The sequence below is a fragment of the Mogibacterium diversum genome (genome assembly GCF_002998925.1).
GTDB classification, from domain to species: Bacteria; Bacillota; Clostridia; order Peptostreptococcales; family Anaerovoracaceae; genus Mogibacterium; species Mogibacterium diversum.
Genome location: NZ_CP027228.1, coordinates 1,510,273 through 1,531,012 on the forward strand (window position 1 = coordinate 1,510,273; position 20,740 = coordinate 1,531,012).

At 43.1% G+C, this 20,740-nt stretch carries 20 protein-coding genes; 6 read left to right on the plus strand and 14 right to left on the minus strand.

Annotated features, from left to right (window positions below; genetic code table 11):
• Positions 1 to 132: 132 nt before the first annotated feature.
• Positions 133 to 678 carry a glutathione peroxidase gene (locus C5Q96_RS07265; protein ID WP_106057715.1) on the minus strand — a complete coding sequence of 182 codons (546 nt, stop codon included), beginning with the start codon at positions 676 to 678 and terminating at the stop codon, positions 133 to 135.
• Positions 679 to 1,036: 358 nt separating this feature from the next.
• Here C5Q96_RS07265 and C5Q96_RS07270 point away from each other — a divergent pair, with 358 nt between their 5' ends.
• The 4 genes from C5Q96_RS07270 (at position 1,037) to C5Q96_RS07285 (ending at position 4,159) form a co-directional block, all read left to right on the plus strand.
• Positions 1,037 to 2,308, plus strand: a complete 1,272-nt coding sequence (locus C5Q96_RS07270) for a double-cubane-cluster-containing anaerobic reductase (protein WP_106057716.1) — start codon at positions 1,037 to 1,039, stop codon at positions 2,306 to 2,308.
• 1 nt (position 2,309) lies between these two features.
• Positions 2,310 to 2,564 (plus strand): DUF3343 domain-containing protein, encoded by a 255-nt coding sequence (locus C5Q96_RS07275; protein ID WP_106057717.1) that lies wholly within the window; start codon positions 2,310 to 2,312, stop codon positions 2,562 to 2,564.
• 166 nt (positions 2,565 to 2,730) lie between these two features.
• Positions 2,731 to 3,495 carry an acyl-CoA dehydratase activase gene (locus C5Q96_RS07280; RefSeq protein WP_106057718.1) on the plus strand — a complete coding sequence of 255 codons (765 nt, stop codon included), beginning with the start codon at positions 2,731 to 2,733 and terminating at the stop codon, positions 3,493 to 3,495.
• Positions 3,496 to 3,673: 178 nt separating this feature from the next.
• On the plus strand, positions 3,674 to 4,159 hold the full coding sequence (locus C5Q96_RS07285; protein ID WP_106057719.1) for an imm68 putative immunity domain-containing protein: 486 nt from the start codon (positions 3,674 to 3,676) through the stop codon (positions 4,157 to 4,159).
• 345 nt (positions 4,160 to 4,504) lie between these two features.
• On the opposite strand, the gene C5Q96_RS07290 is transcribed toward C5Q96_RS07285, so the two are convergent.
• The 9 genes from C5Q96_RS07290 to rpmE all read right to left on the minus strand — a co-directional run bounded on the left by C5Q96_RS07290 (position 4,505) and on the right by rpmE (position 11,947).
• On the minus strand, positions 4,505 to 5,389 hold the full coding sequence (locus tag C5Q96_RS07290) for a LysR family transcriptional regulator (protein ID WP_106057720.1): 885 nt from the start codon (positions 5,387 to 5,389) through the stop codon (positions 4,505 to 4,507).
• A 384-nt stretch (positions 5,390 to 5,773) separates the two neighbouring features.
• Positions 5,774 to 6,103, minus strand: a complete 330-nt coding sequence (locus C5Q96_RS07295; protein ID WP_106057721.1) for a hypothetical protein — start codon at positions 6,101 to 6,103, stop codon at positions 5,774 to 5,776.
• Positions 6,104 to 6,230: 127 nt separating this feature from the next.
• Positions 6,231 to 6,689, minus strand: a complete 459-nt coding sequence (locus tag C5Q96_RS07300; RefSeq protein WP_106057722.1) for a C-GCAxxG-C-C family protein — start codon at positions 6,687 to 6,689, stop codon at positions 6,231 to 6,233.
• Positions 6,690 to 6,830: 141 nt separating this feature from the next.
• Positions 6,831 to 8,159 carry a tyrosine--tRNA ligase gene (tyrS, locus tag C5Q96_RS07305; RefSeq protein ID WP_106057723.1) on the minus strand — a complete coding sequence of 443 codons (1,329 nt, stop codon included), beginning with the start codon at positions 8,157 to 8,159 and terminating at the stop codon, positions 6,831 to 6,833.
• Between the two features lie 66 nt (positions 8,160 to 8,225).
• On the minus strand, positions 8,226 to 8,867 hold the full coding sequence (upp, locus tag C5Q96_RS07310; protein ID WP_106057724.1) for a uracil phosphoribosyltransferase: 642 nt from the start codon (positions 8,865 to 8,867) through the stop codon (positions 8,226 to 8,228).
• A gap of 54 nt (positions 8,868 to 8,921) precedes the next feature.
• Positions 8,922 to 9,350, minus strand: coding sequence for a ribose 5-phosphate isomerase B (rpiB, locus tag C5Q96_RS07315; protein ID WP_106057725.1), 429 nt, complete (start codon positions 9,348 to 9,350; stop codon positions 8,922 to 8,924).
• A 118-nt stretch (positions 9,351 to 9,468) separates the two neighbouring features.
• Positions 9,469 to 10,461: an L-threonylcarbamoyladenylate synthase gene (locus C5Q96_RS07320; protein WP_106057726.1), complete on the minus strand. Its 993-nt coding sequence runs from the start codon at positions 10,459 to 10,461 to the stop codon at positions 9,469 to 9,471.
• A gap of 17 nt (positions 10,462 to 10,478) precedes the next feature.
• A complete protein-coding gene (gene prfA, locus C5Q96_RS07325; RefSeq protein ID WP_106057727.1) occupies positions 10,479 to 11,543 on the minus strand; it encodes a peptide chain release factor 1 in 1,065 nt (354 codons plus the stop codon).
• Positions 11,544 to 11,749: 206 nt separating this feature from the next.
• Positions 11,750 to 11,947 carry a 50S ribosomal protein L31 gene (rpmE, locus tag C5Q96_RS07330; RefSeq protein ID WP_106057728.1) on the minus strand — a complete coding sequence of 66 codons (198 nt, stop codon included), beginning with the start codon at positions 11,945 to 11,947 and terminating at the stop codon, positions 11,750 to 11,752.
• Between the two features lie 222 nt (positions 11,948 to 12,169).
• On the opposite strand from rpmE, the gene coaBC reads away from it, so the two are divergent.
• On the plus strand, positions 12,170 to 13,372 hold the full coding sequence (coaBC, locus tag C5Q96_RS07335) for a bifunctional phosphopantothenoylcysteine decarboxylase/phosphopantothenate--cysteine ligase CoaBC (RefSeq protein WP_106057729.1): 1,203 nt from the start codon (positions 12,170 to 12,172) through the stop codon (positions 13,370 to 13,372).
• A gap of 107 nt (positions 13,373 to 13,479) precedes the next feature.
• Positions 13,480 to 18,255: a nicotinate-nicotinamide nucleotide adenylyltransferase gene (locus C5Q96_RS07340; RefSeq protein WP_106057730.1), complete on the plus strand. Its 4,776-nt coding sequence runs from the start codon at positions 13,480 to 13,482 to the stop codon at positions 18,253 to 18,255.
• Positions 18,256 to 18,332: 77 nt separating this feature from the next.
• Here the strand turns inward: C5Q96_RS07340 and C5Q96_RS07345 are convergent, their stop codons facing one another.
• Genes C5Q96_RS07345 through C5Q96_RS07360 form a run of 4 tightly spaced genes read right to left on the minus strand, consistent with a single transcriptional unit; the run spans position 18,333 to position 20,533 of the window.
• Positions 18,333 to 18,908 (minus strand): hypothetical protein, encoded by a 576-nt coding sequence (locus C5Q96_RS07345; protein WP_106057731.1) that lies wholly within the window; start codon positions 18,906 to 18,908, stop codon positions 18,333 to 18,335.
• A 33-nt stretch (positions 18,909 to 18,941) separates the two neighbouring features.
• Positions 18,942 to 19,514, minus strand: a complete 573-nt coding sequence (locus C5Q96_RS07350) for a hypothetical protein (RefSeq protein ID WP_106057732.1) — start codon at positions 19,512 to 19,514, stop codon at positions 18,942 to 18,944.
• A 29-nt stretch (positions 19,515 to 19,543) separates the two neighbouring features.
• Positions 19,544 to 20,080 carry a hypothetical protein gene (locus tag C5Q96_RS07355; protein WP_106057733.1) on the minus strand — a complete coding sequence of 179 codons (537 nt, stop codon included), beginning with the start codon at positions 20,078 to 20,080 and terminating at the stop codon, positions 19,544 to 19,546.
• Between the two features lie 42 nt (positions 20,081 to 20,122).
• A complete protein-coding gene (locus C5Q96_RS07360) occupies positions 20,123 to 20,533 on the minus strand; it encodes a hypothetical protein (RefSeq protein WP_106057734.1) in 411 nt (136 codons plus the stop codon).
• Positions 20,534 to 20,740: the final 207 nt, after the last annotated feature.

Below are 20,740 nucleotides of genomic sequence, written 5' to 3' on the forward strand. Positions count from 1 at the left end.
CGCCCGCCGAATTCACTCGGCGGACACCATTTTTAGCTCTATACATTTTCACACTTATAACTTTAATCTAAGCCCATTGCTGGGTCCATATGTGTGCTTATGCTATTTATTGTTTAAAATAGTTCTTATAGATTAGATAAGGCTCTTTACGAAGGCAGCAACCTCACCCATATCAGCTGTTGGCTCGAATCTAGCAACTACGTTTCCTTCTCTATCTACAACGAACTTAGTGAAGTTCCACTTGATGTTAGCATTGTTTCTGAAATCAGGATTGCCCATTGCAACAAACTCTTCAAACTTCTCTCTGTCTGGGAAGTCTCCGAAGCCCTCAAAGCCCTTCTGGCTCTTGAGGAATGTGTAAAGCGGAAGCTCATTCTCGCCGTTTACATCTGACTTCTTAAGCTGTGGGAATGTAGTGTTGTAATTGAGTGTGCAGAACTCATGGATCTCATCATCTGATCCAGGTGCCTGTCCACCGAACTGGTTGCAAGGGATATCGATAATCTCTAGTCCGGACTCGTGTAGCTCCTTGTAAAGTGCCTCTAGTGGCTCGTACTGAGGTGTGAATCCACATCCAGTTGCAGTGTTAACGATGAGCATTACCTTGCCCTTGTTATCAGCTAGGTTTAGCTCACTTCCATCAGGTCTAGCTAGCTTAAAATCATAAATCTGTGCCATCTCATATCCTCCTATGAATATCTCATATATTAATTAGTTTTATTAAATGTCTTTTGAACAATTCAATTGTATCACATTGAATTCCGTTGTCAATATTTTTTTAAAAATACTCTGTTTCTTTATCAGTTCATGTTCCGTGTAATCTCCTACTCTTTATGCTTCATACTTTGCATAGACTTGAATAAGGATTAGCCTTTTAGTATAGGCTTTAACAACGGTTATCATAGTTTTGTCAAATTATTATTAACGCTATCTATGCATTGCGCAAAATCTATCACTTTATTCAATAGGTGCATCTACCCATTAGTTGATATAATTTTATCAGTATATTTGACTTATTATTATGGAGGTTATGAAAATGGCAGATTATCGTAAGATGTGGGAAGATCTAGGTATGGACGTGGAGAATCACGACCTACTATGTAGCGTTCTTCCTGGAGCAATTGGTGACGTATTTCTATCTCAGGAAAATAGACCTGAAGCCATGGATTATTTTGACATGGTTCTCGCTGATGTTCACGGCCTACGTCCAGCTGAGCTCGTCGAGTTTAAGAAGAATGGCGGCAAGGTATTCGGAACATTCTGTACATATGTTCCTGACGAAATTATCTTTGCAGGTAACGGCATAGCTACTGGTCTTTGCGCAGGCTCTCAATTCTGGGTTCCAGGTGGAGAGAGATATTTGCCAGCAAATACATGTCCGCTCATCAAGGCTATGCTCGGAGCTAGATTTGACAGAACATGTCCTTTCTATAGACTCGCAGACATCTATATAGGCGAGAACACCTGTGATGGCAAGAAGAAGGCGTACGAAATCCTCGGCACTGATGTTCAGATGCACATCATGGATCTTCCTCAGATGAAGAGACCTAAGGATATCGAAAAGTGGGCTGACGAGTGTCATGACCTACTCGAGATGGTTGAGAAGGAAACTGGCAACAAGATCACTCCTGAGAAACTTGCTGAGAACATCAAGAAGATTAATGCTAAGCGTGCTGCTCTCAAGAGACTGTACGACCTACGCAAAAACAAGAACGTTCCTATCAGCGGAACTGACACGCTTCTCATCTCCCAGATTGCTTACTACGATGACCCTGAGAGATTTACAACTATGGTTAACAAACTCTGTGACGAGCTCGAGAAGAGAGTTGCTGATGGCGTTTCAGTATTTCCTGCAGGAACTAAGCGCATCATGATTTCTGGAACTCCTATGGCTATTCCAAACTGGAAGATGCATAATCTAATTGAGACCTCTGGTGCAGCTGTTGTCTGTGAAGAGACATGTACTGGAACTCGTTACTTTGAGAACTTTGTAGATGAATCAGGTGAGAATCTCGACGAGATGGTTTCAAATATAGCTGACCGTTACATGAAGATTAATTGCGCTTGCTTCACTCCTAATTCAGGTCGTTTCGACGATATAATTAGACTTGCTAAGGAATACGACGTAGATGCTGTAATCGACGTTAACCTAAAGTTCTGCCAGACATACGACATCGAGGGTTACCTGCTTGAGGACAAACTCAAGGAAGCTGGAATCCCAGTGCTCGGAATCGAGACAGACTACACTGACAGCGATGCACAGCAGCTCAAGACACGTATCGAGGCATTTATCGAGGTGCTAGGCTAAAATGCTCCACTATTATGTTTTGTTCGATAATCACACGGATGCCATGGAGATGTATCGTGCTATAAAAGCAACTTCACATTACGCCCAGATTAGCCCGACTCCGCGTGAATTAAGCGTTTGCTGCGGTGTGTCGCTACTGGTCAAGGAAGAAGATGTGCCTTTTATAAAGGAGCTTGCCGAAGAGCAGCAGCTAAGATACATATCTATAAACGGACTAGATAACGAATTCAACAGTAGCAGGCATAGATATGGGTAGGTCTCGCTAAGTTCAGTCAAGTACGTCTAGAGCTACGTACGACTAGCTGTAGCTTGGCATACTTGGTATACTTGATATACTTTATATACTTAATATGTTAGATAAAGCTTGACGATTTGGCGTGTTCTAAGTCAGATGTGATTAGGCAAAATGAGAAGGATTTTAAATGACTAGAATTGGAATTGATATTGGATCTACCGCTTCTAAGGTCTGCGTGATTGGAGAAGATGATAGGCCTCGCTTCGAGGTGTTACCTACGGGCTGGAACAGCAAGATTACTGCTGGCATAATCAAGGAAAACCTTGAGAAGCTCGGCATAGATTTAGAGAGCGCTAAGATTGTAGCAACTGGGTACGGACGAATCTCAGTAGACTACGCGGATAAAGTAATCACCGAGATCACTTGCCACGGACGCGGTGGCTATGAGATGGCGGGGCAGGAAGATTGCTCTATCATCGATGTCGGCGGTCAGGACACCAAGTATATCTTGGTTCAAGATGGCAGGGCCGTTGACTTCCTTATGAATGACAAGTGTGCCGCTGGAACGGGCAAATTTATCGAGGTTATGGCAAATCGCCTCGGCCTTACAATCGAAGAACTATTCGATGAGGCTAAACGGGGTGATCCGATACCGATTAGCTCAATATGCACGGTTTTCGCAGAATCTGAGGTTATCAACTACATGGGTGAAGGTCGCCCTAAGGAAGAGATTGCAGCTGGTGTAATCGATAGCGTTGCGACTAAGGTCGTGACACTTTGTCAAAAGAAAGCTATCGCAGATAAGTGCGTGATAACCGGCGGACTAAGCGGAAATGATTATTTTGCAGAGCTTCTCTCTAAGAAGCTAGGGCGAACAGTCACTCCGCTTCCTAATGGCCGATATGCTGGAGCGTATGGGGCGGCAATTCTAGCAGGAAAAATCGAGAAGTAAAAGTCTTTTAAGACAATGTGAGCGAACATATAACTAAAGGGCTATTCCTATGGGAGTAGCCCTTTTAGATTATGTGTAATAATTTCTAATTACTATCAACTTGAGGTATGACATAATATTGCATGATGATATAATTGCAATAACTAATCGATAAATTGATATTTGCGGAGGATCCTTGATGTATATTGAAAACAAATATTGGAACAACTATATCGGAGATACTGACGATAGTCTTAACCTTATCGCTTTTTTAGAAGATCAAAGTAGCGACGAGATAGAGTTTTCCGACATACTGCAAGCTTTAGGCCTTAACAAACATGATGGAAACTTTAGAAGAACCACTTCCCCTTTAGGTTTTACTAATTCTATGGGAATCTATCTTGATTTTACTTTCGCCATTGATATATTAACCGACCTTGCTGCGATATTATTAGAATGCAAAGTAAATGGCAGTGTTGATTTACACGACTTAGAGCCATATGATACAGATTCTCGCAAGATAAATATTATTGCTACACCAGATGATTATGAGCTTTTGAATAAAGCTCTTTCCGACTTTTCGAAGAATCCACTTGAGTATGACCTTTCTGAACTCGTTCCAGAGGAGGATATGCGCGAGATGGCGGAAATTTGCGAAGATCTAAGGCAGGAGCTGTTAAGCTAGAACTTCTTTTATTGCAAGTTAAATATATTAATTATAGCTACTATTAAATTTATCTATAAGCTTTTAACTTGTAAATTTGAACAGTAATAACTTATAACAAATCTATTAATAGCGCGACAACCCCTAAAATCATTGCAATACAATAAGAAATATTAAAAATTTTCTTATTGTTCACTTTCCAATTCTTATACAGAAAAACTCTGAAAATAGAAAGACATATTAGCACCACAATTAAAATAATTCTATTCATAATCATTTGAACAATAATCTAATTACAAGTTGATAATAATTAGATATCCTCCTATTATACGTTTATGCATTCTTAGATTTTAAGCCCTATACTGCTTACTTTATACCGGCATCGACATACTCGATGAACTTCTTAATCACCGGGTCAATCCACTTGCTCTTATGACAGATTATGCTGCTCTTGAGCTCTGGATCCGGACATGTAACATCAATTGTCGCCAGCTTACCATCTGCCACTGGCTTCTCAACGACGAACCACGGGAGGTAAGACACTCCGTATCCGCCCTCTAGTATATTGACAATTGCTGCTACTGAACCGACTTCAAGTGCAGGTTCGAGCTGCATACCGATATCATTTGCAAATTTATTTAGATAGAATGTATATCCAACCTCTCTATCCGCAACAATCAGCTGTTCAGAGAGAATTTTGCGCAGCGGCACCTTCTTGCCTATAAGAGGATGATCTGGATGAGCCACGAACACCATCGGCACATCCTTTTCAAGCATGCGCTGAAAATTCTGCGGATTGGAGTTCTCCGCCATAGTGAACACAAGGTCCATAGTTCCTGCGATGAGCTTTTCCCTCAGGTCCTGAGTAAAGTCGGATACCTTGATAACTACATTTACATCAGGATACTCCTTGATGAAATCAATAGCGATATGTGGAAGTGCTCCAATCGATAGACTTGAAGATGTTCCGATTGTCAGCGTTCCGCTGAGACCTTCCTGCTCTCTGATGCTTGCAACTGCTTCATCCTCCGCCTTAAGCAGACGAAAAGCATATGGGAGGAATGTCTCTCCCGCTCTAGTAAGATTTATCCTCTTGCCGATTCTATCAAATAAAGGTGCTCCGAGTTCATGCTCGAGTTGCTTTATCTGGGCAGTTACGGCTGCCTGAGAGTACCCGAGACTCTCTGCTGCCCTAGTAAAATTATTCATCTCTACAACCTTTATAAAGGTCGCTACGTTACGATTTTCCATAATACCTCCATCGAGGACCGCAATTATTTATTTTTATCAATTAACTCATTTTAATTAATTTTACATGCTTTGTTCTCAAGTTTATTATAAAGGTACAGCACAGGTTATTTCAATACCTTCGCTGTTATTACACAATCCATCCATAGAATATCCATACAAAGAAAGCGAGGACGCATGTCCTCGCTTTTTTACGTAGCTGTTTGATTTATTATTATTGTTATCAAATTTTTACAATCGATAATAATTATCTATAAGGTTGTTTGCGATATCACATTTGTGCATCTCACAAACGCTTATTTGTACTACATTTTATTTCATAGTAGTAGCTAAGTTTAAAACTTACACTGAGAGTTTTCTTTATTTATCCATTACCAGACTATCCCTTTAGTTCTTGGACTTTTTCTTGAGAGTCTTGTACGCAGCACCCTTTCCGATGTGTTTTGCCTTCTCTTCAGCGTCCTTCTCTGCCTCAGCATCCTTAACCATCTGTTCTTCCATCATTTTAACGAGCTTAATTAGGCTATAAGCGATAAAAACATACATCGCTGTCATCAGTATAATCATGGCGCCAACCATAGCACTTTTGCCACCTGTGAAGTACGCACGAATCATAATAGCATCTGTAATTGCAGCTACTATGATAAATATGACTACTGCAATTCTGCCCTTTTTAGCGCCACCCGGCCTCTCGTATTTTGATTGTTTCTTAGCCATAAACTGCCTCTTTCTACACATATTATCTGTTATTTCAACTCAATATATTTGCGATTACAGTAATATATTCGTAACCTTAAATCCTTGTATGATCTAATATTAATTAGTCTTCATAAATATATCATATTTACCAACAGACATGAACCCCACATTCACGTTCCATTATGCGAGCGAATGACTCAAGCACTGTTACCACTATTTCGGTGCAGTGTTCCTTGCGAACCGGTGTTGCAAATTCATAACCCTCTAGTAAGTCTGGACATAGTGCACTGCCAAACTTCGCTATGACATCGTCATTGAGTTCTCTTACGAGCGATGTGCATTTCTCATAGCTTGGATCTCCAGGGATTACTCTGCCAAATACTTTTCCGAGCGACATCGTCGCTGCAGCTACAGCTCCGCATACATTTCCGCCATCACCAAAACCGAATGGGAAGCCAGTTGCGATGGCCATTATGTCGTCTCCCATCCCGAGATCCCAATGCTTGTTTGCAATCGTAATTACGGATTCTGAGCACATGCATCCGTTTGTGAATGCATGTATTACATCACGCTTTACATCTTCAAAATTTACTTCTTTAACCATATTGTACCTCCCAAATGTATAAATATTATAATTTTATGCATGTACAGATATATATTTCTCCAATAGCCAAAGCGCGCATCGCTGCGCGCTTACCTTTATTTGCTTTAATCACCACAGTGCAAGCTACTCACTATTAACTTGCTACTTCAGTGTCACCGCAATGAATTTCTTCTTACCCTTTTGAATTGTAAGCTTTCCATCTTCGAAGTCTGCGAGAGTTACTCTTCTCTTTCTGTCGGTAACCTGCTCTCCGTTGATTCTAGCACCACCCTGCTCTATCGTTCTAAATGCGTCACCGTTAGACTGGGCTAGTCCAAGTTCCTTAAGTAGGCTAGCTAGGCCGAAGCCTTCACCTTCAAATGAAGCCTTGTCTAGTTCAACGGATGGCATAGTCGCTGCATTAGTGCCTCCACTAGCAAATACCGCACGAGCATCTTCTAGTGCTTTCTTAGCCTTATCCTCGCCGTGCACTAGCTTAGTGACTTCGTAAGCGAGAATTTCTTTTGCCTGATTAATCTCTGCGCCCTCGAGGGAAGATAGTCTATTTACCTCATCCATTGGCAGGAATGTGAGCATACGGAGGCACTTGTTAACGTCCGCATCTGCGACATTTCGCCAGTACTGGAAGAAGTCGAACACTGAAACTCTTTCTTCATTGAGCCAGAGCGCACCGCCTGCAGTTTTGCCCATCTTCTCGCCATCGCTCTTGGTGAGAAGCGAGAAAGTCATACCGTATACGTCTAGGTCTGACTTCTTCTTAGCGATATTGACACCAGCGATGATGTTGGACCACTGGTCGTTGCCTCCGAACTGCGCCTTGAGTCCGAAGTCTCTCGCCATTACGTAGAAGTCGTAACCTTGCATTAGCATGTAATTGAACTCTAGGAAAGTAAGTCCTTCCTTGAGTCTTCTCTTATAGCACTCTGCTCTCAGCATGTCGTTTACGTTAAATACCGAGCCAATCTCACGAGCGAACTCGATATAGTTGAGGTTTCTTAGCCATTGCGCGTTATTAACGCTTACCGCAAGGCCCGGCTTAGGCTCTCTGTTCTGGTGCCCCGGTTTCATTACACCACCGTTACCAGTGTACTCCCACTCGTCATCGAACGGTAGGAAGCGGTCAAATAGGTCTTTGAACTTCTTGCCGTTTGCATCGATTTCTTCAACGTCCATCATGCGGCGTAGGTCAGTTCTGCCAGAAGGATCTCCGATCATTACAGTTCCACCGCCGACGAGAGCCACTGGTGTATGGCCATATTTGAGCATATACGCAAATATAATAATCTGAATCAGGTGTCCAACATGCAGACAGTCTGCAGTTGGGTCAAATCCTACGTAGAACTTGATCTTCTCGCTTCCGAGTAGGTCGCGCATAGCCTTTGGGTCTGTGCACTGCTCAATCAGGCCTCTTTCTTCAAGTACATCATATACGTTGGTGTACTTACTCACATTATCTGGAATCTGTATCATCGTGTCCCTCCTATAAAAACAACCTGCAGCTCTCGCCGCAGGCTTAATATCATTAGCTTGCCGAGATTACTTTGTACCGTAAAGTCTGTCGCCTGCATCTCCAAGTCCTGGGAGGATGTAAGCGTTTTCGTTGAGTCTCTCGTCCTTTGCTGCAATGTAGATGTCAATATCAGGATGAGCCTTATGCAGGGCATCAATTCCTTCTGGTGCTGCTATCAGGCACAGGAACGCTATATCATGTCCGCCTCTGTTCTTGATAGAATCGATTGCTGCGATAGCACTTCCACCAGTTGCAAGCATTGGGTCCACAGCGAAAATCTTTCTCTTCTCGATGTCTGTAGGCAGCTTGCAATAATATTCAACAGGAAGATGTGTGTCTGGGTCGCGGTATAATCCAACGTGCCCTACCTTTGCATTTGGAACGAGCGCAAGCATTCCGTCCACAAAGCCAAGACCAGCTCTTAAGATAGGAACGATTGCAATATCTTCTCCCTCAAGCATCTTAACTGTAGTCTTGCACATAGGTGTTTCGATATCAACCTCTTCAAGCGGCAAATCTCTTGTCGCTTCGAAGCCCATCAGCATCGCCACCTCAGTAGCGAGCTCGCGGAACTCCTTTACACTAGTGTTTACATCTCTCATGAGAGCTGTCTTGTGCTGAATCAGCGGATGATCAAACACATATACCTTGCCTTCTCTGTTAGCCATTATAATCCTCCTGATTATCTCAATTCACTTATCATTAAGTATATACCAAATACGTTATTCATCAAGCATGTTTATACGACGAAGGTGCTTTCCGCCTTCAAAATCTGTCTCCAGCCACTTATCGACAATTTTAAATGCCAAGTCCTGTTCGATCATTCTGGCACCCATCGCGAGTACGTTCGCATCGTTGTGCCTTCTCGACATCTCTGCCATCTCTACGGAAGTGCAGAGCGCACATCTAACGCCTTTGACTTTATTCGCTGCGATAGAAATTCCTATGCCAGAGCCACAGATAACGATTCCCTTTTCAGCCTCTCCATCAGCGACTGCTTTTCCAACAGCTTTTCCATAACCTGGGTAATCAACAGACTCTACCGAATCAGTTCCAAAATCAACTACTTCGAACCCTTCCTTGAGCAGCTTGTCCTTAACTGCCACCTTGAGCGGATACCCTGCGTGATCGCAGCCAATAGCAATCTTCATATAATTCCTCCTCGCATATCTTCGCTATATATAGAATGCACTCCGATGATATAGCGATATATGTCATATAAATAATATAAATTATATCTTCTCTCTGTGTGTAAATGCTCTAAATATTTTAGACATTCACGATGTCGTAACCTGCCGACTTGACCATTCTGTTCATAACGGAAAACCCGACTTCATCCCAGTCGTACGCAGCGATGTAAATTATATCCACACCGTCTCTGTCGCACTGCCTTAGGTCTGCAAAAAAGTTATTCGCCGCCTTGTCACCATTCCCCATATAGTCAAGTACCGCTGTCTTCATGTTGTTCGACACTGCCTCAGTCTCTAGTTCAGCGATTGCTGCAGAGACCGCGCTCTTGCTGCCTTCTACGATTCTAACTGCAGCCTTCGGTGCATAATGCTTATACTTCATGCCTGGTGACTTCGGATGGAAGTCATCTGCTCCAGGCTTTTTGAATAGAGATGGATCATACTGAACCTCACCGTCTACAGCCTCTTCAATCTGGCTCTTCGTTATGAATCCTGGTCTAAGTATTGTAGGAACTTCCGACGTTAGGTCTAAAACTGTCGATTCTATACCTATCGCTGTCCTCTCGCCTTTGACTATCGCATCGATTCTGCCGTCCATATCCTCGGCAACGTCTTCGAATGTAGTCGGGCTCGGTTTACCAGATAGGTTGGCACTCGGCGCAGCAATTGGAACGCCTGCCGCCTCAATAATCTCAGCAGCCTCGCGCCGTGACGGCCATCTGACCGCAACTGTATCAAGCCCTCCTGTTGTAACATCAGGAACTGCTGGATTCTTGTGAAGCACGAAAGTAATAGGCCCGGGCCAGAGCTTGCTCATAATGGCTTTCTGCGCATCGGTTACTCCTGAAGCTACTCCGTTAAGCATATCTATGTTCGCCACATGGACGATCATCGGATTATCACTAGGTCTTCCCTTTGCCTCATATATATGCTTTGTAGCAGTCGCATCTAGGGCATTTGCCCCCAGTCCATATACCGTCTCAGTCGGAAAGGCCACGAGTCCGCCAGAGCGCAGGATAGCCCCAGCTTCAGAGATTCCATCGGTGTCAGGAAGGATAATTCTCGTCTTCATTGGATGCCTCTCTCGCTTTAGAAATCTCTCATCTTCTCCGCCTGATCCTCGGTAATCAGTGCATCGATCACTTCATCGAGGTCACCGTCGAGGAACGAATCAAGCTTGTACAGAGTCAGGTTGATTCTGTGGTCCGTGATCCTGCTCTGAGGGAAGTTATAAGTTCTAATTCTCTCTGACCTGTCTCCAGATCCGATCTGTGACTTTCTCTCTGCTGCAATCTTGTCGTTCTGCTCCTGCTGCATGAGATCGAATAATCTTGACTTAAGAACCTTGAAAGCCTTTTCCTTATTCTTAATCTGCGACTTCTCGTCCTGACAAGTTACCACGAGACCAGTTGGCATATGAGTAAGTCTAACTGCAGAGTCCGTAGTATTTACACACTGTCCACCGTTACCAGATGCTCTATATACGTCTACACGTACGTCGTTAGGGTCTAGGTTAACCTCAACGTCATCGACTTCTGGCATTACCGCAACTGAAGCTGCCGATGTATGCACTCTGCCGCCCGACTCAGTCTCTGGAACTCTCTGTACTCTGTGGACGCCACTCTCGTACTTGAGTCTGGAATACGCACCCTTACCTTTGACGAGCATAACAACTTCTTTAACACCGCCGATTTCAGTCTCATTGCTCTCTATGAGCTCTGTCTTCCAGCGCATTCTCTCAGCATATCTGAGATACATACGAAGCAGGTCGCTTCCAAATAGCGCAGCCTCATCTCCGCCCGTACCCGCTCTGATCTCTAGGATTACGTTTTTATCATCGTTAGGGTCCTTTGGAAGAAGCAGAATCTTGAGGTTCTCTGTGAACTCCTCAATCGCTGCTTCGTTAGCCTTGAGCTCCTCACGCGCCATCTCACGCAGCTCTTCGTCATCCTCCATATCGAGGATTTCCTTAGCTTCTTCAAGCTCTTCCTTTGCCTTCTTATACGCAGTGTATTCCTTGACGATTGGCTCGAGGTCGCTCATCTCCTTCATCAGCTTCTGCCATTCCTTCTGCTTAGCGATAACATCGGGGTCAGAAACCTTCTTCGATAGCTCCTCGTATTTCTCAAGTATAAAATCTAGCTTATCAAACATAATTACATCCTTTACTTATAAGTTGTAGATTCTTAGTTTTATATATTTATCAGCCCTTGCAAATGCTCCGCGATTATCACTCGCCGAAGTATTCCGAGCAGCTTTGCTTGTCACCTATGAAAAAAGCGTCAGGAAAACCACCGCCTGTGGTTCCAAACGCTCTAAAATGAGGACGCTGCAAACAGCGTCCTCTAAATATTGATTCCCTAAAGGTTGTATTTGTTCTTGAACTTCTCTACACGTCCACCACGGTTAGCAAACTTCTGCTGACCTGTGAAGAATGGGTGGCACTCTGAGCATACTTCGACTCTCATAGTGTCAGTGTTCGAAAGTGTAGTAAAGGTATTACCACATGCGCAAGTAACTTTACATTCCTTATAATCAGGATGGATTCCTTCCTTCATGCTAGCTCTCCTTTTCTTAAAAGTCTATCGTGCGCACTCGCGTGCTATCCCAATAGCCTTGTTATTATAACAAAGCAGAGCATCTTGTGCAAGGGAAAACTCTAGTAAGTATTGAATTTTAGCCATTTTGATACGATTAATACTTTGTTTATGATTGAGAAATCGCAGATGAAAGTATATTATATTATTTAACCACAAGATGTAGATAACAGGAGGGATCACATGCTTAAAGATAAATGTGTTGTTGTCGGTGTCACAGGCGGAATTGCTGCGTATAAAACGGCATCTCTAGTCAGCGCTCTCAAGAAGGAGCGTGCGGATGTGCACGTGATTATGACTAAAAATGCGACGGAATTCATCTCGCCGCTGGTCTTCGAGACACTTACGGGCAACAAGTGCATGACTGATACATTTGACAGGGACTTTAAATTCGATGTAGCGCACATATCTATCGCGAAGGCGGCAGATTACTTTGTCGTTGCTCCGGCAACTGCGAATTTTATCGCCAAGGCATCGTACGGAATGGCTGACGATATGCTCACAACTACTTTCCTCGCTGCGAACTGCCCTAAGCTGGTTGTACCTGCGATGAATACGCAGATGTTCCTTAACCCTATCACTCAGGGCAATATCATGAGACTCTTCAAGGTTGGAATCAGAGTCATGCAGCCATCGAGCGGAGTGCTCGCCTGCGGAGATGTGGGTGTCGGAAAGATGCCTGAGCCAGATGCTATTTTGGAAGAAATCCTATTTGATCTAGCATACGCAAAAGACCTCGCTGGCAAGAAGGTACTCGTCACCGCGGGCGCTACGCAGGAAGCAATTGACCCAGTCAGATATATCACCAATCATTCGACCGGGCGCATGGGATATGCCCTAGCTAAAGCTGCCGCTTACAGGGGAGCGCAGGTTACGCTCATCACCGGCAAGACTAATTTAGAGCCAATTCCTTATGTGAATACGATTGAGATTACTACTTCTGCCGAAATGTGCGAGGAAGTGCTAAAGCATGCGCCTAAGGCGGATTACATATTTAAGGCTGCTGCAGTTTCAGACTATGCGCCAGTTTATACATCTGATGAGAAGATTAAGAAACAGGACGGCAACATGGTCATAGAGCTGAGGAGAACCTCTGATATCTTGGCTGAGCTAAGGAAGATTAGAAAACCTGAGCAGATAATCTGTGGCTTCTCGATGGAAACTCAAAACTTGCTTGAAAACTCCCGCAGTAAGCTCGAGCGCAAATGTCTCGACATGATATGTGCGAACAGCCTTAGGGATGCAGGCGCTGGCTTCGGTGGGGACACCAATATAGTTACTATTATCACCAAGGATGACGAGACAGAGCTGGGTAAGCTCAGTAAATTCGATACAGCGATGGCGATTATCGATAAGGCCAAAGTACTTAGTCAGAAGCTTGGTTAATCGTATTATTCCGGTTTATGTTCAGGTTTAAGTTCCGATTTAAGCTATTAAGTACGATAGAAGCTTTTGCCAGACGAGTTATTGAAAATTGATAAACGGTATTAGAGATGGACAACAAAGCAATAATGATAAACACAATCAAGGGAGCTCTACTGAACCCCGACTTCATCGAAGCTGCTGGATTAGATAGCGATGTAATGGAGGTGCGTACAGCACGCGAGGATTTCGTCGAGATGGTGTACGAGCTGTATTACCATTCGGGTAATCACGGACGGTTCGACAGTAAAGTAATTCTAAGCATATGCTCACGCTATACACCAGAGCTTGAGGTCGCTCCGCGTGAAGGTTGGCTCGAGCATACGAGGCTATATCTCCTCAACTTGCTATTCCCTCACCTAGATGGACCACAAGACCCAGATAAATTCAAAGCTGGTAGAAACATCTTGCTACAGCTCATGCGTGGCGTGTACGAGTATGAAAGGAAGACTCTTCCCTTCGATCCTTGCTATGACATCCACCTTCTCAGCGATGAAGAGATTATGAGCAAGGGGTTTACTGATGAGTATCTCAGATTTAATAAACTCGTTAAGAGCAATTATGTCTACGAATTCATGAGACTTAGCTCCGATATTTCACCTTTTAATACGCTCGGCCATGTAAGCGGAGTTCACTACGTTGCTATGTACACAGCGAGGCAGCTTTACGATGCGGGAATTAACGTCGATCTCGGGCTCGTTTCTGCCGCTGCAGCTTCTCACGATATTGGTAAATACGGCTGCCGCAAGGAAGAAGAGCGCCGTGTGCCTTATCTTCATTACTATTACACGGACTACTGCCTGACTAGATTTGGACTGCCGACCATCATGCACATCGCTGCAAATCACTCGACTTGGGACCTCGAGCTAGATAATCTATCCGTAGAGTCACTACTACTCATATACGCCGATTTCCGCGTGAGGAGCATAAGGGACGAGGATGATCAAGAGACCATAAACTTCTTTACATTGGAAGAAGCATTCGATGTAGTCCTCAATAAATTTGACAATATAAACGAAGCCAAGAACCACAGATACGAGAGGGTGTATAACAGACTTCTCGACTTCGAGGATTTCATGCGCGAAAACGGTGTAACTACTGACCTCCCAGAGGATTGGGCAGAGACCCCGCACTTTAGGCGTGCTCCAAAGGTCAGAGAGCTAGCCCTCTTAAGTGGATCTGAGGCTACTTCTCAGCTCAAGTTTAGAGCAATCGAGCACAATATTCGCCTCATGAAGATCTTCAATAGTCCAGCTGAGTTCTCCAGTCTTCTTGAACGCGCTAGGAGCGAGTCTCAGTGGAGCAATATCAGAACTTATTTGAACATTCTCGGCGAATACAAATCCTACATGACGGAGGATCAGAAGGTAATAGTCCTCGATTTCATGTACGACATGCTTTTTAACAGAGAGAGCGACCTCAGAGAGCAGGCTGCTCAGATAATGGGTCAGATAGTCGCAAGATTTCGCGAGGAATATAAGAAGGAGCTACCTAAGTCGGTGCCTACAAGGGATTCCGACACCACTAATATCACGCAGTTTTCTAGTTACCTCGAGAAGATTCTCATGCCATCTAGAAAGCATACTGATTTTCATAGGAAGCGTATCATCGAGGCGACGCCTGATTTTGTAAATGAAGTCGTTAAAAACTGCCGACCTTCGTGTCGCAGCAAGTATTTTGATGTCCTCGAGGACTATTACCACGTAGCTGACCTCGATGAGCAGACAATTATCGTTCTATGCAGCACTGCACTAAGTATCGATAAGGATCTGATGCCGGAATCGTTCCTTGAGAGCCTAATGTTCTTTACAAAGGATATCCTTAACAGCTACAGTCAGGATACTGATCTCCTTGCACTCGCTGTGATTGAGCGATTCTTCCCTGACTCAGGCATAGATGTAGATGCAAGACGCCTGAGCATTCTTGGAGTATCAGCAGGAAGAGATATTACTGAATCGGTGCCTTCGTCATTATTTCTGGACAATCTAAAGACTAGCACATCATGGATGTCTAAGCTCGCTAACATAGATTACATGTTCAAAGTAGCAAAGCAGGGATACAATGTTATGCATATCGCAACGCATTTTGTAAACCTTATCAAAGTCAGCGAGGCCATCGTAGTTCGTAAACATGCTGGCGACTGCTTGATAGAGCTTGCGAGCCGTATGCCTAGCGACCAGATAAACGAGCTTTGCATCGACCTCTTCAACGGTCTAGAGCTAAGCGATTACCAGTTCCTTAAGTACATTCCTGGCTATCTAGGGCAGCTCATGATGTATCAGCCTGACAGCGAACAGAGTGAGGCAATCGAAGCGCTTGAAACTATGTTATATACGGGGAATAGCAAGTCAGCAGCTGCATCACTAAGCACTATGGCAGTGCTATTAGAGAACTACGACAAGTTACCTGAAGCTAGCAAGAATGCGGAGAAGTACAAGAAGAGACTTCTCGGCATGATTATCAAGGCTATCAGTCATTACAATACTGCGCTGTCGCAGGAAGCACTCCGGGTGCTTGGGATGAGAATATTTGGCAGTGAAGTCATGACTCTAGGGTCAAAGGGATGGGCTGCATCTCACTGCTTCAAGAGACTAGCTGCTGTGATTCCGCTAATTGGTGACGATATTGGGCTAGAGTTTTACAACAATGCAGCAGTGCTAAATTACATATACAGATTCATCGCTACATACGTCGATGAAGTTGGGCAATTTGAGTTTGCGGAGTATGACAAAATTGCATTCTTCCCTGGCTCGTTTGATCCGTTCACTCTTGGACACAAAGCAATTGCAACGACTATAAGGGACATGGGATTTGAAGTGTATCTGGCACTAGACGAGCTTTCTTGGACCAAGAGGATGCTGCCTCATGCACTGCGCAGGAACATTCTCGCGATGTCCATTAGCAGCGAAGAGGGCTTAAATCTATTCCCAGACGATATGCAGGTTAACCTCGCTAATTCGGATGATATGCGGAGACTGAGAGAGCTTTTTGCAGGCAAAGATTTATACATAGTTACAGGCTCAGATGCTCTTGCAAATGCCGCTTGCTACAAGGCTGCCCCAAGCGAATACTCGATTCACTCGCTAGGTCACATTGTGTTCGATAGAGAGTCGAGCGATGATTCTTATAGAGATAGCGGAGATAGCTACCCAATCACGGGCGAGATTATAAAGCTGCACCTCAAGAAGTATTCTGAAGATGTAAGCTCCGCCAGGATTCGTAACAATATTGACCTCGGACGAGATATCGGCACGCTGCTCGACCCAGTTGTGCAGAACTACATATACGACATGAACCTCTATAAGCATGAGCCTGCATATAAGGAAGTACTTACAGCTAGCGATATCAGCTTCAGCGTCTTTGAACACATGGATGCAGGCTTCACCATGCCACTTAGCGATGATTTGGAGAAGGCTGGCTACGACCCCGTGGTTCTTAGCGAATACCTTGATGACCCAGCAACGAAATCAATCCTGATAGAAGCTAGGCCAGGAGAACGAGAAGAACCTGTGCTCTCTGCGTTTGCATCGGCTAGAAAGCTTCGTGCTAATGACCTGCTCGAGGAATTCGGTAGCAGTGAAGTAGCTTCTACAATTAGAAAGAGTGCGCTTGGCTCGATAGCTTCAATCGGTGCATTTTATGCAAAAGAGGATGCAACTGTAGGTGTCTCCAACCTTAAGCAGATTCTGCTCACGGAGATCATGACGGAACTCCTCGATGAAGATTACACTTACGTAATCTATCGCCCTGTAAATCCTGCAGGTATGGACGAGGATACAATTGACCTTTTAATCCACCATGGATTTGTCAATATCTCTAGTAGTGAGGAAGAACCTATCTACGCAGTGGATATGAAAGCTCCTATCGTGCTATTTAGAGATGTCGAAGCGTGTATCAAGGCTCCGTTCAATAAGAACCCTAGGATTATTAAGGCTGCGGATGATGCTCATGCAAAGCTCCTCAGGACTTTTAACGAGCTGTTCCCTGGCAAGCTGATACTCACTTTTAACCCTAGGGCAGTATATAGCCGTATCGTAAATATGGTTACATCTGAAAACGGCGTGCCTGCAGCTTCCGATCCCCTAAAGAAGCGCGGACCTTATATGGCGGTTCCATACGGCAAGGCACTTTCGGACGTGGTCATACCTAATACCGTAACAAAGGCGCTTAGGACAGATAAGTACTTTAAGAATGATTTATCAGGATTCACTATCCGAGAATACCGTAACTACGCACCGCTACAGGAGCAGATAAAAACTATCAAGTCCTTTGAAAAGCCTGTGATATTAGTTGACGACTTCCTTCATAATGGTCAGCGTTTAAACCACATCGCACCTCTGATTAAGGACGAGGGAATTGACCTTCGCAAGGTAATCGTCGGAGTTCTCACTGGCAGAGCGTTAGATACTATGAAGGAACGAGGCATCTCGGTCAACGGAGCTTATTTTCTACCGGATATCTCGATTTGGATAAATGAGCATGACAGCTATCCATTCTTTGGTGGTGACAGCATCGAGCTAGTCGACGGCTCTAAGGAGCATAGGACGATTAACTTGATGCTGCCATATACGACTTTTAGCTTCGTGGGCGAAAACGATATGGATAAGGTATATAGGTATTCGATTACCTGCCTCGAGAATGCTCGGGACATCCTTCGCATACTCGAGCAGGAGTACCAAGCGGAGTACGGCCGCAAGCTGACACAAAGCCAGCTCGGAGCAGTCATCTCAAGACCTTGCTCGCCAATGCTACCACCAGGTCTCGAGTACGACAGCTCCTTCGCAGCTTCTGATTTTATCGAAAATGATGTACGTAGGGCTGAGAGGCTGCATATGTTTAAGAAGTAGTTGATATTTAAAGAACCCCAGCTTAGCAGTACTTAACTGGGGTTCTTTTGCATTTATTCAAATTCTATATTCAATTATTAGTTGAATCGCTTATAGTACTTCTTGTTGAAAAGCCACTGTAGATTGATCATTGGCTTCTTGTCATTAGCCTTTATAAGGAAGCCAAAATCTTTATATATTTCATCGCAAAGGGCCTTTTGGTCTATTGTTTTTATATCGATATCAGCATGATTTTTATAGTCATATGCGCTTCTTACCTTGAATGTCTTATCGAATGTATATATTCTTCCTCTATTGTCATGATAGACGTAGGCATCTCCATCAAAATCATCTTCTTTTAACAAAATAGGTTCCTCATCATTAAGCGCATTAGCTCCATTATAAATATAAAATCTATCACTAAATACCCCAGAAGCACCACTTTCCGGTTTATATCTAACTTTCTGTTTATCTGGTTGCTCCATACTATCAATATTATCAAGCAACATCGCAAACTCTGGATGCGCATCTCTATCGTGTGAGATATTCCGCACATAATAAACTGAATGCCTATCTATATTACTTTTGATGTACCATCTTATAAAAACCACCCCTACTCCTACAAGCAAGCAGCAAGTTATGATTAGTATCTTCTTAAGTTGTGCATTTTGCATGGTTTGCACCTTCTTATTTTACTCCTGTAATTTTTAATTGAATCGTTTATAGTATTTCTTGTTAAAAAGCCATTGCAAATTAACCTTTGGCTTTTTATCATTAGCCTTTATAAGGAATCCGAAATACTTATACAGCTCATCACTGATAGCTTTCTCATCTATCGTATGTATATCTATTTCATCATAAGTATCATAATCAGATGCTCTTCTCAACTTAAAAGCTTTATCGAATTCATATCTTATCCCTCTATTGTCAATATAGATATAGGCATCATCATCACCATGCCCCATGTAGAGCTCCGGCGTTTTACCATCAACGGAATAGGCTTCGTTATAAATATAAACTCTACCGCTAAATGCGCCCTCTTTTCCACTTTCTGGTCTGTAGACGACCTTGTCTACCTTTGGCTGCTTAATAGTATTCATATTGTCTATCACCATTGCAAAATCTGGATGTGTACCCTTTGAATGTTGAATATGCATTGCATAATAAACCGAGTTTTCTGTCAGGTTTCCTTTTACATACCATCTTACAAAAACCACTCCTACTCCTACGAGCAAGCAACAAGTAATTATAAGCATCCTCTTTAGCAACTTGCTGAGCATAGTTTACTCCTTTTCTTAGTGCAATTTCTTTAGTTGAACCGCTTGTAGTACTTCTTGTTAAACTCTTTCTGCATGTTAATTAGAGGTTTGCGATTGACGTTGGCTTCAACGAGGAAACCGAAATTCTTGTATATGTCTTTGTACAGAGCTTTTTGATTGATTGTTTTGGGATTCATGCGATCCAAGCTCTTTGATTTATCACGGAAATAAATCAGGGTAAACGATTCATCAAATTCATAATTCGCATTTATATTGTCATAGTAAGAATACTGTCCTTTCTCATGGGTTCTATTAAATGTGATTGTTGGAACTAGATTTCCTATGCTATTCTTGTGATTGTATATCATATGTCCGCCATCTGTTCGATACTCTATTCCTTTTATATCAGGTTCATATACTAAATCGTAGTTTTCTAATACCATGGCCATCTCTGGATGTGTACCCTCCTTATGCACTATGTTGTGGGCATAGTAAACGGAATATTTTCTGAGGTTGTAGTCTATGTATAGGTTAGCAATTATTAACAATATCCCCATAATTAGCGCTATTATGCTACTTCTCTTCATGCTTAATCTACTTCCTTTTAAATAATGTTTTCAGCTTCTTTGTCAGTTTAGATACAACTTAACAGGAATACTAGGTCTCTCAGAGCCAAAATTAGAGCTACGATTGAGATGTCCAACCTCTGTGCCTGATATGAGCTCAACTTCTGTTTTATCCGTCCATCTAAGGCCTTCTTCAGTTAGGAAGTTATCGCCCGTAAGATTCTCTCCTATCAAATCAATTTTGATATTCTTAAAATAGTCGGGACCACGAGTACCCTCATTAAAGTCACCAGAAACATTCACACCACTCATGCTAGGTGTGTTATTTGCTTCTTGTTCTGTTTCTTCTGATAAGCTTCCGCTTGCTGCTGATGAATCACCAAGTTCGGCATAGTCGGCTGCCATAACGATCGGTTTGATATTAAATAAAATAATGCAGACTAAAATAACAATAGATGAAATCTTCTTTATCATGATACACACTTCTCCAATTTTTATTAGATATAAATTTCAGTGACACTCTATCATATATGACGGTACACTATCAAGTATTTATATTGGATATGCTTCTGAGAACTAGTCTTCATTTAGCAAGTTATCTTGTATAGTCCATGATTCCTATTTTAATTTGACAAACACTTTCTTGTGTAATACGATTGTATTACACAAGAAAGGAGGACG

Excerpts from the sequence above, each read along its gene's own strand:
- C5Q96_RS07285 (WP_106057719.1), top strand. The coding sequence starts at position 3,674 with ATGTATATTGAAAACAAATATTGGAACAACTATATCGGAGATACTGAC.
- tyrS (WP_106057723.1), bottom strand. The coding sequence starts at position 8,159 with ATGATACAGATTCCAGATAATGTGAGTAAGTACACCAACGTATATGAT.
- rpmE (WP_106057728.1), bottom strand. The coding sequence starts at position 11,947 with ATGAAGGAAGGAATCCATCCTGATTATAAGGAATGTAAAGTTACTTGC.
- C5Q96_RS07320 (WP_106057726.1), bottom strand. The coding sequence starts at position 10,461 with ATGAAGACGAGAATTATCCTTCCTGACACCGATGGAATCTCTGAAGCT.
- C5Q96_RS07355 (WP_106057733.1), bottom strand. The coding sequence starts at position 20,080 with ATGAAGAGAAGTAGCATAATAGCGCTAATTATGGGGATATTGTTAATA.
- C5Q96_RS07345 (WP_106057731.1), bottom strand. The coding sequence starts at position 18,908 with ATGCAAAATGCACAACTTAAGAAGATACTAATCATAACTTGCTGCTTG.
- rpiB (WP_106057725.1), bottom strand. The coding sequence starts at position 9,350 with ATGAAGATTGCTATTGGCTGCGATCACGCAGGGTATCCGCTCAAGGTG.
- C5Q96_RS07360 (WP_106057734.1), bottom strand. The coding sequence starts at position 20,533 with ATGATAAAGAAGATTTCATCTATTGTTATTTTAGTCTGCATTATTTTA.
- C5Q96_RS07275 (WP_106057717.1), top strand. The coding sequence starts at position 2,310 with ATGCTCCACTATTATGTTTTGTTCGATAATCACACGGATGCCATGGAG.
- C5Q96_RS07350 (WP_106057732.1), bottom strand. The coding sequence starts at position 19,514 with ATGCTCAGCAAGTTGCTAAAGAGGATGCTTATAATTACTTGTTGCTTG.
- upp (WP_106057724.1), bottom strand. The coding sequence starts at position 8,867 with ATGGCTAACAGAGAAGGCAAGGTATATGTGTTTGATCATCCGCTGATT.
- C5Q96_RS07340 (WP_106057730.1), top strand. The coding sequence starts at position 13,480 with ATGGACAACAAAGCAATAATGATAAACACAATCAAGGGAGCTCTACTG.
- coaBC (WP_106057729.1), top strand. The coding sequence starts at position 12,170 with ATGCTTAAAGATAAATGTGTTGTTGTCGGTGTCACAGGCGGAATTGCT.
- C5Q96_RS07300 (WP_106057722.1), bottom strand. The coding sequence starts at position 6,689 with ATGGTTAAAGAAGTAAATTTTGAAGATGTAAAGCGTGATGTAATACAT.
- C5Q96_RS07265 (WP_106057715.1), bottom strand. The coding sequence starts at position 678 with ATGGCACAGATTTATGATTTTAAGCTAGCTAGACCTGATGGAAGTGAG.
- C5Q96_RS07280 (WP_106057718.1), top strand. The coding sequence starts at position 2,731 with ATGACTAGAATTGGAATTGATATTGGATCTACCGCTTCTAAGGTCTGC.
- prfA (WP_106057727.1), bottom strand. The coding sequence starts at position 11,543 with ATGTTTGATAAGCTAGATTTTATACTTGAGAAATACGAGGAGCTATCG.
- C5Q96_RS07295 (WP_106057721.1), bottom strand. The coding sequence starts at position 6,103 with ATGGCTAAGAAACAATCAAAATACGAGAGGCCGGGTGGCGCTAAAAAG.
- C5Q96_RS07270 (WP_106057716.1), top strand. The coding sequence starts at position 1,037 with ATGGCAGATTATCGTAAGATGTGGGAAGATCTAGGTATGGACGTGGAG.
- C5Q96_RS07290 (WP_106057720.1), bottom strand. The coding sequence starts at position 5,389 with ATGGAAAATCGTAACGTAGCGACCTTTATAAAGGTTGTAGAGATGAAT.